The organism is Qipengyuania pacifica, from assembly GCF_019857205.1.
Taxonomy (GTDB): domain Bacteria; phylum Pseudomonadota; class Alphaproteobacteria; order Sphingomonadales; family Sphingomonadaceae; genus Qipengyuania; species Qipengyuania pacifica.
In genome coordinates, this window is sequence record NZ_JAHWXO010000019.1 from 1 (window position 1) to 14,568 (window position 14,568).

Below are 14,568 nucleotides of genomic sequence, written 5' to 3' on the forward strand. Positions count from 1 at the left end.
ATTGCGGACAGTCTACATTCTGCTCGATTTCCTAAGAGGCGGACTTTCCGCGGATGATCCGCTTCAAGTCAACGGTAGATTGACTGGGCTGGGTGAGAACTAATGCAGCACCAAACATCTATGGCTTGGGAATTTGCTCTTACCGTAAACATGCGCGCACGCGGGCGTCAGCTTCCTCTCGCGTTAGGGTTGGGGGCCCAGGATAATTGACCTTCGCCATGAGCCGTTCGAAGTTACTCAGAGTGAACCTTGGATCAATGCTTCTGGCTTTTGCTGCAATCTCTCGTGTGTCTTCAGAGTTGCCTGAAAGACATGCGTAGTGAGCGTAAGAGTAGTACGGCCCCGGATAATTGGGGTTGCGATCGATTGCATCCTGCGCAGCATCGCGCGCCAATCGGTTTTCCCCTTTTGCGCCGTGGCATCCGGCCCTGAACCACGACCAGATCGCGTAGCGCGGGTGATTGGGCGCCCGTGCTTCAGCATCAACGATCAGTCGCATTCCCTCGGCATGTTCGCCCAGATAGCATTTCTGCAAACCCAGCACCGCGGATGCGTGCGGTTCATTCGGGTCGATCGCCAGCGATTCCTCCAGCAGCCTGATCGCGGCCATTTGGTCGCCCTGGACATAGAGGCGGACAAGGGCAGTTGCGGTCAGGACTTCGGGGTCACGCGGCGACCGTGCGCGCATTTGCTCCAGCATTTGGAGCACCCTTGGAATATCGCGGGCTGGGTTATCCGAATATCCGCTAATAAGATTCTGCGCCAGCTGGGTCGCCAGGATCGCCTGGGCCGAATAATTGTCCGGATCGATCTCGAGCGCGCGCTGCACGTCTTCAATCGTCATCATCGCAGCTTCGCGGCCATAGGCGTAACGCCGCGAGCGCGCTCTTTGCACCAATTCATAGACTGACAGATTGAACTGGCCCTTGTCCTGGATCGCCCTCATCTCGAACGCGTGGATTTCCGAGGATACCGAGGTCGAGATAGCCTGGATCACGTCCTCCTGAAGATCGAAAAAGCCCGTGAGCGGTTCGACAAATCGCTTCGACCAGACCTGCTGGTTGCCGGCTGCATCGCTCAAATCCACCCTTAGAACCAGTTGGTCGCCTTGTGACGTAAGGGACCCGGACACGATGTAGCGCACGCCCAGCGCTTCGGCCGCCGCAGCTCGCTGGCTGTCATCTGCAAATGTGCGGGCGGAACTGTATGGGGCAACTCTCAGCCGCGGTACCCTCGATAGCAACGAGGTGAGATCGCGGGTCATGCCCTCGGCAAGAAAAGCCTGCTGGTCGGTTCCGGTCAGATTTTCGAAAGGCAGGACGGCAAGGCTGGTTTCCGGCTCGTCCCTTGCAACCGCTGCGCCCGTATAATCGGCCATGCTGAACCACACCGCCGCCACAATGGCGGCGAACAGGATCACGATCGCGGCGGCTCTCCACCATCTGCCCGATACCGGAGAGCTAATCGCGGCGGGTAATGCGGCGCGGTATGATACCTTGCCCGCGCGCACATCGGCGTCGAGCCGGTATCCGAGCGTCGGGACAGTAGCGATGACATCTTCCACGCTGTGATCGTTCGCCAGAGTCTTGCGCAGGAGCGATACGAGCCTGCTTAAACCCTCATCGCTTCCATGGCCCGGTGACCAAAGCGCATCGCACAGCTCGCCGCGCGCCCATAGCTGGCGGGGCCGTTGGGAGAGGACCACCAGCAACGCCATCATCTTGGGTTCGATCGTCGATGCGCCGCGCTCGCTTGTCAGCGTCAGGGCAGATGGGTCAGCCGTGACGCCGGCAACCACGAATTGGCCGCCCGCGATCTTCGGGTCTGAATCGGCATCCATCCTGTTTCGCACCCCCAACAATGCTTCGCTCACCTCTTAAACCAGTATGCGCGGATGAGCGACCTGCAATTTTATTGCGGCGAAGTGCGCAAAATAACGCCATCATTTCAATCCATAAGAAAAACTTAAGAGCAAACGAACCCTCGCATCAGGACGAAGGCGGCGGTGCTTCACCATGAATGGCGCAGGCCGCTCGATATCGGGGGATGCGGCCAGTCGGGTGGGGGGATTATCGCATGAACAATCCGAATTTCCTGTTCGAGGTCCTGGATGCATTGAATTCTTCCAGGGCGGCGAATTGATTACCATGCCCACGCAGGGACCATCCTTCGACCTTTCCGGACAAGTTGCCTGCATCACCGGAGGCAATCGGGGCATCGGGCGGGCCATCGCGCTAGGGTTCGCGCATGCGGGTGCCTCTGTCGCGATCCTGGCGCGGGATGGCGAGCGCAGCGCCCACGTCAAACGCGAGATCGAGGCGATCGGCGTCGCGTCCCATGCCTGCGCGCTTGATGTCACAGATCGTGCTGCGCTTGCCCCGGCCTTAGCGCAGGTGGAAGAGGCACTCGGGCCGCTCGACATTCTCGTCAACAATGCCGGGAACACCGATATCAGCGGCGGCGTGCTGCACCAGTCACAAAACGGCTGGGACAATGCCATCGCTACCCACCTCACAGCCACGATGCTCCTGTCGAAGCTTGCGGCGACCTCGATGAGCGAACGGGGGTCGGGCAAGATCATCAATCTTGCCAGCATGTACTCGATCTTTGGAGCCGCAGCCTTGCCGAGTTACGGCGCGGCGAAGGGCGGGATCGTCCAGCTCACCAAGGCGATGGCGGTCGAACTGGCGCCGCACGGCGTCCAGGTGAACGCGATCGCTCCGGGCTGGATCAGCACCGAGATGACGCAGGTTGCCCGCGAAGATCCCGACTGGGCCGACTTTCAGACAATGTTGCTGGCTCGCACGCCGATGGGCCGCTGGGGCGAGCCCGACGAATGCGCTGGTGCCGCCATTTTCCTGGCCAGCGACGCAGCCCGTTTCGTCACCGGCGTCACCTTGCCGGTGGACGGCGGATATTCGATCTTTTGAAGGAGGAAGCTCAATGCCCGTCCCCACTCCCAAACCGGCCCATGTCGTCTATCGCACGAGGCGACTTTCCGAGATGCTCGACTGGTATTCAAAAGTATTCGGGGCCGAGATCGTCCATCAGAACCCGGCACTCGCGTTCCTCACGCATGACGAGGAACATCACCGCTTTGCCTTTGCCGATCTAAACGTGATTGCGCCGGGCGACGAGGCCGATGATCGCGGGCCGATCGGGGTCGACCATATCGCATATGACTGCCCGTCGATGGCGGAACTGCTCGAGGCCTATGCCGATCTCAAGGCGCAAGGCATCGAGCCCTATTGGTGCGTCAATCACGGGATGAGCGCCTCGCTCTATTATGCCGATCCTGACGGCAACCAGATGGAATTCAGCGTCGACTGCTTCGAGAGCAAGGCTGAGTGCAAACGCTATTTCAAGGGCGAAAATTTCGGCGAAAACCCTGTCGGCGTCGAGTTCGATCCCGACGAATGGCTGGCGAAGTTGCGCGGCGGAATGGCCGAGGCTGACCTGCTCAGAATCGATGCGAACGGCCCCGTTTCGCCGATCAGGGGCGAACTCATGGAGATGGTGGATGGATAAGGTGAGCAAATGGGAAGCTGCCGACGCGGCGGTTGCCAAGGCGTTGGAACATTCGCGTGTCGCCGCCGTGATCGTGGCCATGAGCGCGCTCGATGCTGCGATCGTAGCTGGCGACAGGGACGGGTTTCTGGCCGCGTTCGACGAGGAATCGGTCACCAACAACCCGATGAATGCAATCAGTCGCATCGCCGACAGCGCGCGCTTCTTCGCAGGTGGCAAACTCGCTTATTCATACTTTCACCGGACCATCGACTACGCAGCGCCGCGGGGCGACGATGAAGTTATCCTGATGGGCGGCGAAGTGTTCGAACCAATTGGCGGCGCTCCCAATGCCAGGCACACGGTGCGTCGTCGCTTCACCGACATCTGGCAGCTCAAGCCTGACGGCTGGAAGGTAGCCATAAGGCAATCGACCGTATTCGAGGCCAGCCCGGCATGAATGTCGGCAGCGCCCGTCCGCAGCCCATAACGCCGGCCGCCGCTGTCGGTCGCAAGCAGGCCGTATGGCGATTGATCGGCCCCGCTTTGCTGTTCTCCGGCGTGGCGATCGGTACCTCGCATCTCGTCCAGTCGACCCGCGCAGGGGCGGTTTATGGTCTGGGGCTGGTGGGCGTCATCGTGCTCGCCAACCTGCTCAAATATCCCGCATTCCGCTTCGGGGTCGATTATGGGCATGCGACCGGACAATCGATCCTTGCCGGTTACCGGCACCTGGGCCGCTGGGCGGTGCTGCTGTTTGCGCTGGCGATCCTGCCGATCACGCCCATTATTCACGCAGCGGTCGCCGCTGCCACCTCGGGCGTCTTCATCGCGGTCACCGGTATCGATGCGACGACCCCGGCAGTCGGGGCGATCCTGCTGCTGATCGTGGGCGGCGTGCTCCTTGCCGGAGGATATGACTGGCTCGACAAGATCAACCGCGTCCTGCTCTCCTTCCTCGTCTTCTCGACCGTGCTGGCAACCGCGCTGGTATTGCCGCGGGTTGCGTGGCCCACGCTCACCGACTTCACATGGATGACGGATCCGGTTGCCGTGCTGTTCGTGATTGCACTGGCCGGCTTCATGCCCAACCCGCTCGAAGTGTCGGTCTCACAATCGCTCTGGACAGCGAGAGTTGAGAGCGACCTTCGCGGCGAAAATTCGGGAAGCGGCGGAGGCAGCCGGCTCGAAGATGCGCGGCTGGCATTTGCATCCGGCTATGCGTTGACCGCGATCTTGGCGATCTGCTTTTGCATCATGGGTGCCGGGGTCATGCATTCGGGCGCGGTGACGCCTGAAAGCAGCGCGCCCGCATTCGCGGCGCAAGTGATTGAGCTTTACCGCTCCGTCCTCGGCGACGGTGCTGCGCTGCTGGCTTCGGTGGCCGCGCTCAGCGTCATGCTGACCACGCTGCTGGGCGGCGTCGATATTGGCTGCCGGATCGTGGCATCGACATTGCAGCAAGCGACCGACCGCACCGAGCCAGCCTCGTTCGGCGCGATCTATCGGGTCATCGTCCCGGTCGTCGTGGGGCTCGATATCCTCGTCCTGTTCACGCTGCTGTCCGATTTCACCACCTTGATGGACCTTGCAACCAGCCTTGCATTCATAGCCGCGCCGGTGATCGCCATCCTCAATCACCTTTCGGTGGCTGGGCCCACCATGCCTGCCGAGGCGCGCCCGTCGCGGCGGATCCAAGCCCTCAATCTTGCAGCCATCATCGTGATGCTCGGCCTGACGGCTGCGTTTTTCACCTTGCGCTGAACATTCGGGAGAACAGCCATGCTCATCCAGAAACCGCAACAAACCATCCGCACCTGGCACACCGACACGCGGATATGGGACGAATTTGCGTTCCGTGCAGGCGACATACTGATCTGCACCCCGCCCAAAACGGGGACCACCTGGACGCAGCGCATCGTCAGCATGTTGCTGCATCAATCGGCAGAACCCCGCCCCTTCATCGATGAGCAACCGTGGCTGGATGCGCGCTTCGCCCCGCAGGCAGAGATTGCCGAAGCCTTGTCGCAGGCGCCCGGAGTTCGCTCTCTGAAAAGTCATTCGCCGCTGACCGCGCTGCCGCTCCACGACGACGTTCTCTACATCAACGTCGCACGCGATCCGCGCGATGCGGCGATGTCATTTCACAATCACGCGACGCATTATACGGCGGAGTTCGAAGAGACGCTGGACCAGAGCGGTCTCGGCGACCCGCAGATCGCCCGCCCCTATCCCAGGGCACCGGCGGATGCGCGCACGTTTTTCCGCCGCTGGCTTCGCGATCCGGCTTGCGCCCCTTTCGACGATTTCACCATCGCCGAATTCCTGGAGCTGGAGCGCAGTTTCTGGGACGAGCGGCACCGGCCGAACGTCCTGCTTGTCCATTACAACGATCTGAAAGCCGACCTCGCAGGCGAGATACGCCGCATCGGCGAATTTTGCGGGATCGAGACGCCCGAGCCGCGAATGGCGCAGATCGTCGATGCAGCCGGCTTTTCGAGTATGAAGCGCGATGGCGCCAAAATGCTTGGCGTTATCAACGTCGCCTTCAAGGGCGGCGCGGACACGTTCCTCCACAAGGGCACGAATGAACGCTGGAAGGGCGTGCTGACAGACGAGGATCTCGCTCAATATCGCGCTGTGATCGACGCTTCGGTCCCAAGCGATCTGGCGGCCTGGCTCGAGCATGGACGGCTCGCTCTTGAGGGCGATGCAGCAGTCGCGGGCGGTGGCGCTGCTTCGATCGCGGCAGAACGAGGAGCGGCATGATGCGCGACATCTCTACGCTTGTCAGAACGTCGGCCCTGTCGCTGACAGCTGCCTGTCTGGCCGTTTCCAATGTGGCTGCCCAGGAAGTCGCCGAGAGCGGCGCGGTCAATTACCTCACCGGCGATCCTGCAACCTGGCCACAGGAACTGGAAGCCACTGTCGCGGCACCGGACAACCACCGGGTATTGCTGGAAAACGACCAAGTCCGCGTCCTCGAAGTGACACTCGCGCCCGGAGAGGTCGAGCCGCTACATTTCCACCGCTGGCCCAGCGTTCTGTATATCCAGCAAGCAGGGCAATGGATCGATCGCGACGCGGAGGGGACTGTCATTTTCGACTCCCGCGAAGCGCCGGAAATGACTTACCCTCTGACGCTCTGGAAAGGGCCGGAAGCGCCGCACTCACCCGTCAATCTCAGCGACGATGTCGAAGTGCGCCTCATTCGCGTGGAACTGAAGTCCCGACCATCCGCGACCCCCAGGACCACGGATTTCGAGCTTTTCCCCCAGGGCCGCACGCTCACCCACGCCGAGGACGGAGTCGTATTGCCCGATGGCCGTTTGCTGGTCGGAGACTGGGAGCATGGCCTTGTGACCCTGGCGACCGATGGCACCAAGCGTCCGTTCGGCGATTTCGCAGCGGCGGGGTTCCGGACGAAGCCCGATCCCCTTTGGAACAGCCCGAACGGCATCGCCTTCGAGCCGGATGGCCGCCATGTCCTCATCGCCGACATCACCGGCGGACATATCTACCGCGTCGATACGCAAACCGAGGCGGTGACGCGTATTTACGATCACCCGTTCGGAGTAAACGCCGCCGTGCGCGATCCGTCTGGGGCGATCTGGTTCACTCAGTCGACCAAGAATGCAGCAGGCGAAGGGTCCGAAGCGCGCATGTTCGCAGCAGCGGACAAACCGCTTGGTGACGGTGCGGTGTGGCGCATCGCTCCCGACCAGGTTGGCAAATCCGATCCGATAGCCACGAAGGCGGTGGACGGCCTCGACTTCGCCAACGGTATCGCTTTCGATGACCGGCGCGGGCGGCTCTATGTGGCAGAAATCCTGCGCAGCCGCATCCTCAGTTTCGCGGTCGATCCGAAGACCGGTCGATTGGGCGAGCGCCGCATCCTCGCAACGCTGCCCACGCCCGACAATATCGAACTGGACGCTCACGGCATGCTCTGGGTCGCAAGCCCCTTTGCCAATGCCGTCTACCGGGTCGATCCCGATACCGGTGACCGCCAGACGATTTTCAGCCCCACGCCCGACGTGAACGCGCAGATCATCGCTGAGACTACACGGCGCTTGGAAGCCGGCGAGCCAGTCCTGCCTCTGCTCACACCCGCCATGTGGGGACCGATGCCAGGCCTGCTGACCGGAGTGATTCTGGCACCCAATGGCACGGTTTACGCGTCCAATCTCGGCGATGCGCTGGTTAAATTAGACATGACCGAGGGACAAAACCACTCACGACCTGATGCGGTGACCGACTTCGCCCGACGTTATGCCGAGGCATGGTCAAGCCAGAACCCCCGAAATGTTGCTGCCCTCTATGCGAATGACGGCCGGCTTGTTGTCAACGGGGGCGATCCGGCGATTGGCCGCGACGAAATCGCAGCGGTGGCGCGCGGCTTCATGGAAGCCTTCCCCGATATGATCGTCACCTTTAATCGTCTTGAGCCGAGCGGCGAGCGGATGCTGTTTCACTGGACCCTGACTGGAACCAACACCGGCCCGGGCGGCACCGGTGCGCCGGTCCGGATCAGCGGTGTGGAAGCGTGGGCGGTTGGCTCTGATGGCCTGATTGCCGATTCTATCGGTGCTTTCGATGCGGCGGATTACGCCCGCCAGTTGAGCGCGACCGAACAGGATGAGCTCAGCGACCTGATACCGATCCTCGACAATCGCACCCGCGTCATCCTCGAAGGAATTCGCTCTGGCGATGTGTCGGAGATCATGGCGCTTTATGGCCCCGGCGCGCTTTATTCGACCGACAATGCGACGCTGCTTTCCCAACCCGAGGCGATCGAGGCCTTCTGGGTCAACGTCGCGGCCAGCCCAGCGCATGACGCGACGCTCGAAGTGCTGCGGATCGAACGGCTCGGTCCTGACGCCTTCGTGGAAATCCAGAAATATGACGTGTTAGACGAAGCGGGCGAGCGGCTCTTCGGCGGCTACGCCTCGCTGCTGTGGCGCAAGGTGGGAGGCCGCTGGGTCATCGCAGCGGACGTGTCGAACTGAACGATCCACGAGGGGGGGAAAGACAATGACTAACAAGGAAGTGATCGAAGCGCTGTACGCCGCTTTCGCCGCAGGCGACATTCCGGCGGTTACAGCGTTAATGGCCGACGACATCCATTGGAGCGAGGCAGAAGGCAACAAGCTCGCCGACCGCAGCCCGTATAAAGGCCCGCAAGCCGTGGTCGAGGGGGTGTTCCAGAGGCTCGCGGAGGATTTTGAAACCTTCGAAGTCGAAATCGACACCATCCTTTCGGAGGGAGACCTGGTGGTGACGGCTGGCCGCTACCGAGGGACAGGAAGGGCCAACGGCATCACGATTGCGCCGCGGATCGCCAGTTTCTGGACGGTAAAAGACGGCAAGATCGCTGCATTTCAGCAACACGTGGACACGCTCATCCTCGCCCAAGCGGTGGGTGGCCCGGAATGACGCCGTTCATCGGAGGAACGAACCATGACTGAGACCCACGAAGGGCGCTGCCATTGCGGTGCCACAACGCTGCAGTTCACCGGCAAATCAGAATCCACCTTCTTCTGTCATTGCCAGGATTGCCAGCGGACGACGGGAAGCCCCTTCTCGGTGGGATTGATGGTGGCAAGCGACGGCTTTTCGTGTGCGGGCGAGCTTTCCACCTACACCGTCACGGGGGATTCCGGTCAGGCCGTTCACAGGCGCAGCTGCGCGAAATGCGGTTCCGGCCTCTTCCTCGAATGCGATGCCGATCCCGATTTCGTTTTCGTGAAAGCGGGCGCGCTTGATGACCCATCCTGCGTCGAGCCGGAAATGCACATCTTCGTCAGTGCCAAGCAGCCATGGGTGAAAATCGCCGATGATCTGCCGCAATTTGAAAGGATGCCCCCGGAATGACTGTGTTCGAAGGCAAAGTCGCCATCGTAACCGGCGCGAGCAGCGGTATCGGTCGCGCAACCGCCGAATTGCTGGCAGAACGCGGGGCCACGGTCGTTTGCGCCGCAAGGCGCGAGGGAGAGATTGCGGCGCTGGCCGAAGAGATCGCCAGCGCCGGGGGCAACGCCAGCTTCATCCGCACTGATGTGGCCGATGCGGGCGACGTCGAAGCCATGGTCGCCCACGCGGTCCAAACGCACGGGCGGCTCGATATCGCCGTCAACAATGCGGGCATCGGGGCAGAGGTTTATCAGATCATCGACACCCCTGATGACTGGTGGGACCGGGTCCAGAACGTCAACCTTCGCGGCAATTTCCTGTGCCTGAAACATCAGGCGCGCGCTATGCTGGCGGCAGGCAATGGCGGTGCGATCGTCAATGTCGGTTCGGTCAATTCCTTTCTCGGATGCCCTGGAGCCGCAGCCTATTGCGTATCAAAGGCGGGGCAGATTGCCCTGACTAGCTCGGCCTCAGCAGAATTGGCCTCGCAAGGGATACGGGTGAACCTCGTCTGCCCTGGCGTCACCGACACGCCGCTGCACCATGAAATCAAGAGCAATCTCGGCACAGAAGCCTTCGAGGGGATGAAGGCGCAAACCCATCAGCGCCGCTTCGGCGATCCGCTCGAGATCGCGCGCGCCATCGCCTTCCTATGCTCTGACGAAGCAAGCTTCGTCACGGGCACCTCCCTGACCGCCGATGGCGGCTTCCATCTGACGTTATGAGGAAGAATTCTGATGACCAAGGTACTTGACGTCGTCCAACAATTCCGCGCCTTCATCTGCACGCGCAAAACCACGGGCAAAGTGGCGTGAGCGGTTCCGACCCGAAGGCCTTCGAAGCGGAACTCGCGCGGCGCATTGCGTTGATCGAAAACGAGTCCAGAGACCATTCTTCGGTGAGACGCCTCCCACAAGCTGACACCTTAGCGCTCGCGGCGCTGACGGTGCTTTGCCTTGCTGTCATTCAATTTGCGAAGTGGATCTAGAGCATGACCTTTGCGGCAAATCGGCTTGACACTGCAATGGCAGAGACCCTTCCGCTTTTGCCTGAAGAGCGCAGCTGGTCCTTCATCGATATGCTCTCGGTGAAGGGTGGGCTGGCGATCGCAACTTGGGGGTTCCTGTTTGGAGGAGCGACCGGCCAACTGGTCGGTTTCATCGATGGCCTGATCGCACTTACCTTCGGGACCGCACTGGGTATCGGCCTGCTGTTTTTCGCTTTGGTCATACCAGTGCACCGGTATGGGTGCGAAAGCTTTGTCTTTATGCGCAGCGCCTTCGGGCCACGCGGATCGAGCTTGCTTGCGGTACCGTTCGTCCTCGGTGTGGTGCCATTCTGGATGGCGATACTCGCCTCCATGGCTGGTGGTTCTGCTGAGCAATTGCTGGTCAGCATAAGCTTGGTCACAGCAGCTAACGAAATGCCGTTATCGACTGCCATTGCTCTGGGCGTCCTCGTGCTCGGCTGTGTGGTGGCCGCCTTCGGAAGCGAGGGGTTGAGGCTCCTCAACCTTGCAGTACTTCCGCTACTCGTGATGCTCTCACTCAGCCTGTTTGTCGCAGTCATTTTCTCTTCTGGCTGGTCTGCAATCCTTGAAGCAGGACCAATAGCACCGCCATACGACCGTGGAACCAGCTTCTTGCTGGCAGTGGAGCTAAACATCGTGGCGGGGCTCTCGTGGTTCGGGCTGGCTGCCAACCTTGGGCGCTACGGTAAAAGCCCGCGAGGCGCGATCTGGGGTAGCTGGCTGGGGTTGGTGGTAATCTCGCTCCTGCCATGCCTCGCGGGGCTGGCGTCTTCTCTTGCGTTGGGTTCCGCCGATCCGGTCGAATGGATGACACCTTTGCTCGGACCGGCACTTGGCCTGTCGATGTTAGCGGTGCTCATCCTCGCCAATCTCAGCAGTGTTGTCGGGATGTTGCAGGGCAACATGGCGACGATCGTGCAGAACTTCGGCCCGCTCGCGCGTAGACTTGGGTACGGAGGAATCTTGGTCGCACTTACGCTGGCGGCCTCAGGCATAGTGCTACTTGCGACGGACGCGCTTTATACCGGGTTCTATTCGATAGTCGCTTTCTTCGGCGCGATGTTCTCGGCTGCCATCGGGGTTCTCTCGGCAGACAGGCTGGCCCTGCGCCGCGGAACATTGCTGGTCGGTGCTTTGCACGATCCTCGCGAAGGACTCTCATACGCCTTCTGGCACGGAATCAACCCCGCGGCTTTCGCGGCGATGGCGACTGGATCAGCAGTCTATATCGCGTTTTTGGAGCCTGTCTCGCAGGTGCCCGGGCCAATGTTTGCAGCGACTACGGCAACCCTGCCTGCGGCTCTAGCGGCTTTCGCGGCACATTTTTTGCTGACCCGCTGGCTTGTGATACCGACCGGACGCGGCGGCTACCGCAAGAATTTGTCTTGGGCGCGGTTCTCGTGCTTCTCGCATTGATCGGCGGGTTAACCTACCCCACCTGGCAGGGCGGCGATGTTTTCGTTGGTCTGTTCATGGCGCAGATTGTTGCCATCACCTTATTAACGATCCTGCTTATCGCCTGGGGCATGATGCTCAGCAACCCGGCGATTGCCGCCAGTCAGTTCGCAATCATCATGGCGATCCCGAATTTCGGACGCTCGACCATGTCGGGAGCTTCGGGCCAAATCGTCGAGAACTTCGGATATGGTACGACCTATTTCGTGGCGGCTGGCCTGACAGCCATAGCGTTGCTGCTATTCCTTTATGCGGCGAGTGGCCGAGAACAGCCGGAGAAAAATCCATGAGCGAGACTGCCATCGGGGGAGGCCTTCAAAAGCACCTTGGCCTTCCCTTTGCCATCGCCGTCTGCGTTGGCACGGTGGTCGGAACCGGGATCATGCGCGCACCTGGCGAAATCGCCAATCTGGTGCCCGACCCCACGATCGTCATGCTGCTATGGCTCGCTGGCGGTCTTTACGTGCTGCTGATGTGCAACGTGGCGGCCGAGATATCCTCGATGATCCCACGCTCGGGCGGCCACTATATTCCTGTTCGCGAAGGTCTCGGAGATTCGATGGGGTTGCTCGTCGGGTGGACATTCTGGATCGCCTTTGTCGCTGTGAACGCCGCGCTCTCGATCGCCGCAGCCGATTTTCTCGGCACGATCTTTCCTTGGGTCGCCGCGAATGTCGAATGGACCGCCATCACCGTTTTGCTCTGTGTCACTGCGCTTAACTGGGCGGGCGTCGAGGAGGGGCGCTGGATGCAGATAGGGAGTACGATTCTGAAGATCGTGCTGCTTGTCGCAGTGGTCATCGTCGCGTTGGTAATACCCGCAGGGTTTGCCGCGGTCGAAGCCGTTCCTGTCACGGCCTTGCCCGCAGAGCCAATCAGCGTGCTCACCATTCTGGTCGGCCTGCAATTCGTCGTCGCGGTCTATGATGGCTGGTACACCACCATCTATTTTGCCGGGGAGGATAGGGACCCGGCGCGCAACATTCCGCGTTCGTTGTTTCAGGCGGGCGTGATCGTCATGCTGATCTATCTTGCGGTTAACTGGGCGCTGATCCGTGCGCTCGATTTCGAGGTGTTGCGTAATTCCACATTGCCGATGGCCGCAGTGATCGAAGCGGCAACAGGGCGGTGGGGCAACGTCTTTGTCGCTTTGCTGGCAACACTGATGGCACTCGGAACGCTGAACGGGTGCATCATGAGCACACCGCGCATCCTCTATGGGCTTGCCGAGGACAGGCTGTTCCTGAAATCGGCGCTCAAGATCAATCGCGGAGGCACACCTACCGTCGCGCTGGCGGCAGGCACATTGATTTCGATCCCGCTGATTTTCTCGGGCGGCTACGTGTTCGTGTTTCGGTTGATGGGCGCGCTAACCTTGTTCGGGACTTGTCTTTATCTCCTGTCTTACTTCGCGCTGCGTCGCCGCGCCGATCTACCGCGCCATTACCGCGCAAGGGGCCATCCGCTGCTGCCCGGCTTCGTATTGCTAGTGAACATCGCGCTGGTTGTGGCCTTCGTCGTTTCCGACTGGGTGAGTGGCCTCTTTATGCTTGGCCTGATCGCTATCTGTTTGCCCGTCGGTATTCATCTCGGGAGGCAACGGCGCGCGGCAGAGTCATGAAACTGCGCCGCATCCTCGATCACCTGCGGCAGCAGAACTGGACCGCAGTGGTGCTGGAATTCCTGATAGTCGCCGGGGGCGTATTTCTTGGTATCCAATTGGGCAATTGGAACGACAGGGCACGAGATCAGCAGAGCGCCGAAGCTCTGATTGATGCCCTTGACGTGGAGTTTGCGCAGCTCGAACAACGTACCCGCGCTGGTATCGAATTTCACCGTGAAAACATCGAAGGGCTGACGGTGGTTCTCACTGCGCTGGAGAGCGGAAATCTGGCGGAAGAGGATCGTGAGCCCTTCGAATCCGGTCTACGCCGTGCTTATCTGCGCGCCAGCTATATGGGATCGACAAATTTGAGCGCGACGATCGCAAGCGGTCGGCTTGGCCTCATCGAAGATCCTGAACTTTTGCAGGCGTTGCTCGATTATGAGCAGGGAACGCAGCTTGCCATCCGGACGGCGGGAGAGGTTCGCCAGATCTCAACCCAGTATGTGCCCACATTCACTGCTCGTTATTCCTATGACCTCTCCTCCGATTACGAAAACGTGTACCGTGCAGGGGGCAGGGAAGAGGATGGTGGCGGCGCATCCATGGGCTTCGGCCTTTCGCAAATCGGTGATTATGATTTCGATGAGATGCTCGGCGATCCGAACTTTGCCGAATCTGCCGACGAACTGCGCGAAACACAGCGCCTCTGGCTTAACCTTCGCATTATCAATCTCGGGCGTATTCGAACAATCCGAACTCGGATCGATGATCTGAAGTCGGACCGTTGAGAGCTCCAGGGGCGGGCACTAGGTGAACTCATTTTACTAAGCCACTGCCCTTGTCCGGCGCGCTAGTATTCTGCGTTGGAGAAGAGCCAACTAATCTTGACCTTTGGTGCTTTGAAGCGAAACCTCTAGCCGGCAAGACCACGATATGCGCACTCTAGCCCTAAGCACCGCGATCTGTCCGCCTTTGAGTGGTTGGCGGTCGGAGATCCAAGCTCGCCGGCCGAGCAGCAGCTTTCAGGATTTGAACGCAACCGCTGGAACGACCGAGT

15 protein-coding genes are annotated in these 14,568 nt (G+C 60.6%); 14 read left to right on the forward strand and 1 reads right to left on the reverse strand.

What is annotated here, in order from left to right:
• Positions 1–139: 139 nt before the first annotated feature.
• On the reverse strand, positions 140–1,840 hold the full coding sequence (locus KYK83_RS16440) for a winged helix-turn-helix domain-containing protein (RefSeq protein WP_222829035.1): 1,701 nt from the start codon (positions 1,838–1,840) through the stop codon (positions 140–142).
• Between the two features lie 307 nt (positions 1,841–2,147).
• Here KYK83_RS16440 and KYK83_RS16445 point away from each other — a divergent pair, with 307 nt between their 5' ends.
• From KYK83_RS16445 to KYK83_RS16510, 14 genes are all read left to right on the forward strand, one after another.
• Positions 2,148–2,930 (forward strand): SDR family NAD(P)-dependent oxidoreductase, encoded by a 783-nt coding sequence (locus KYK83_RS16445; protein ID WP_248284538.1) that lies wholly within the window; start codon positions 2,148–2,150, stop codon positions 2,928–2,930.
• A 13-nt stretch (positions 2,931–2,943) separates the two neighbouring features.
• Positions 2,944–3,528: a VOC family protein gene (locus KYK83_RS16450; protein WP_222829037.1), complete on the forward strand. Its 585-nt coding sequence runs from the start codon at positions 2,944–2,946 to the stop codon at positions 3,526–3,528.
• The gene (locus KYK83_RS16455; protein ID WP_222829038.1) at positions 3,521–3,967 is read left to right on the forward strand and encodes a nuclear transport factor 2 family protein; all 447 of its coding nucleotides are present in this window, start codon (positions 3,521–3,523) and stop codon (positions 3,965–3,967) included. Before KYK83_RS16450 ends, KYK83_RS16455 begins: the two co-directional genes overlap by 8 nt.
• On the forward strand, positions 3,964–5,271 hold the full coding sequence (locus KYK83_RS16460; RefSeq protein WP_222829039.1) for an NRAMP family divalent metal transporter: 1,308 nt from the start codon (positions 3,964–3,966) through the stop codon (positions 5,269–5,271). The genes KYK83_RS16455 and KYK83_RS16460 overlap by 4 nt, the downstream gene beginning before the upstream one ends.
• Positions 5,272–5,289: 18 nt before the next feature.
• Positions 5,290–6,276, forward strand: a complete 987-nt coding sequence (locus tag KYK83_RS16465; protein ID WP_222829040.1) for a sulfotransferase domain-containing protein — start codon at positions 5,290–5,292, stop codon at positions 6,274–6,276.
• Positions 6,273–8,516, forward strand: a complete 2,244-nt coding sequence (locus KYK83_RS16470) for an SgcJ/EcaC family oxidoreductase (RefSeq protein ID WP_222829041.1) — start codon at positions 6,273–6,275, stop codon at positions 8,514–8,516. The genes KYK83_RS16465 and KYK83_RS16470 overlap by 4 nt, the downstream gene beginning before the upstream one ends.
• Positions 8,517–8,556: 40 nt before the next feature.
• Positions 8,557–8,943: a nuclear transport factor 2 family protein gene (locus KYK83_RS16475; RefSeq protein ID WP_222829042.1), complete on the forward strand. Its 387-nt coding sequence runs from the start codon at positions 8,557–8,559 to the stop codon at positions 8,941–8,943.
• A 24-nt stretch (positions 8,944–8,967) separates the two neighbouring features.
• Positions 8,968–9,381, forward strand: coding sequence for a GFA family protein (locus tag KYK83_RS16480; RefSeq protein ID WP_222829043.1), 414 nt, complete (start codon positions 8,968–8,970; stop codon positions 9,379–9,381).
• Positions 9,378–10,145: an SDR family NAD(P)-dependent oxidoreductase gene (locus KYK83_RS16485; RefSeq protein WP_222829044.1), complete on the forward strand. Its 768-nt coding sequence runs from the start codon at positions 9,378–9,380 to the stop codon at positions 10,143–10,145. Before KYK83_RS16480 ends, KYK83_RS16485 begins: the two co-directional genes overlap by 4 nt.
• Before the next feature lie 86 nt (positions 10,146–10,231).
• Positions 10,232–10,408, forward strand: coding sequence for a hypothetical protein (locus KYK83_RS16490; protein WP_222829045.1), 177 nt, complete (start codon positions 10,232–10,234; stop codon positions 10,406–10,408).
• A 36-nt stretch (positions 10,409–10,444) separates the two neighbouring features.
• A complete protein-coding gene (locus KYK83_RS16495; RefSeq protein ID WP_222829046.1) occupies positions 10,445–11,866 on the forward strand; it encodes a cytosine permease in 1,422 nt (473 codons plus the stop codon).
• Positions 11,836–12,195, forward strand: coding sequence for a hypothetical protein (locus KYK83_RS16500; protein WP_222829047.1), 360 nt, complete (start codon positions 11,836–11,838; stop codon positions 12,193–12,195). The genes KYK83_RS16495 and KYK83_RS16500 overlap by 31 nt, the downstream gene beginning before the upstream one ends.
• Complete coding sequence (locus KYK83_RS16505) at positions 12,192–13,526, forward strand: APC family permease (protein ID WP_222829048.1); 1,335 nt, start codon at positions 12,192–12,194, stop codon at positions 13,524–13,526. The genes KYK83_RS16500 and KYK83_RS16505 overlap by 4 nt, the downstream gene beginning before the upstream one ends.
• On the forward strand, positions 13,523–14,299 hold the full coding sequence (locus KYK83_RS16510; RefSeq protein WP_222829049.1) for a hypothetical protein: 777 nt from the start codon (positions 13,523–13,525) through the stop codon (positions 14,297–14,299). Before KYK83_RS16505 ends, KYK83_RS16510 begins: the two co-directional genes overlap by 4 nt.
• Positions 14,300–14,568 lie beyond the last annotated feature (269 nt).

Bases quoted from the DNA above. Each gene is read 5' to 3' on its own strand.
- KYK83_RS16440 (WP_222829035.1), bottom strand. From the start codon at position 1,840: ATGGATGCCGATTCAGACCCGAAGATCGCGGGCGGCCAATTCGTGGTT.
- KYK83_RS16445 (WP_248284538.1), top strand. From the start codon at position 2,148: ATGCCCACGCAGGGACCATCCTTCGACCTTTCCGGACAAGTTGCCTGC.
- KYK83_RS16450 (WP_222829037.1), top strand. From the start codon at position 2,944: ATGCCCGTCCCCACTCCCAAACCGGCCCATGTCGTCTATCGCACGAGG.
- KYK83_RS16455 (WP_222829038.1), top strand. From the start codon at position 3,521: ATGGATAAGGTGAGCAAATGGGAAGCTGCCGACGCGGCGGTTGCCAAG.
- KYK83_RS16460 (WP_222829039.1), top strand. From the start codon at position 3,964: ATGAATGTCGGCAGCGCCCGTCCGCAGCCCATAACGCCGGCCGCCGCT.
- KYK83_RS16465 (WP_222829040.1), top strand. From the start codon at position 5,290: ATGCTCATCCAGAAACCGCAACAAACCATCCGCACCTGGCACACCGAC.
- KYK83_RS16470 (WP_222829041.1), top strand. From the start codon at position 6,273: ATGATGCGCGACATCTCTACGCTTGTCAGAACGTCGGCCCTGTCGCTG.
- KYK83_RS16480 (WP_222829043.1), top strand. From the start codon at position 8,968: ATGACTGAGACCCACGAAGGGCGCTGCCATTGCGGTGCCACAACGCTG.
- KYK83_RS16485 (WP_222829044.1), top strand. From the start codon at position 9,378: ATGACTGTGTTCGAAGGCAAAGTCGCCATCGTAACCGGCGCGAGCAGC.
- KYK83_RS16495 (WP_222829046.1), top strand. From the start codon at position 10,445: ATGGCAGAGACCCTTCCGCTTTTGCCTGAAGAGCGCAGCTGGTCCTTC.
- KYK83_RS16505 (WP_222829048.1), top strand. From the start codon at position 12,192: ATGAGCGAGACTGCCATCGGGGGAGGCCTTCAAAAGCACCTTGGCCTT.
- KYK83_RS16510 (WP_222829049.1), top strand. From the start codon at position 13,523: ATGAAACTGCGCCGCATCCTCGATCACCTGCGGCAGCAGAACTGGACC.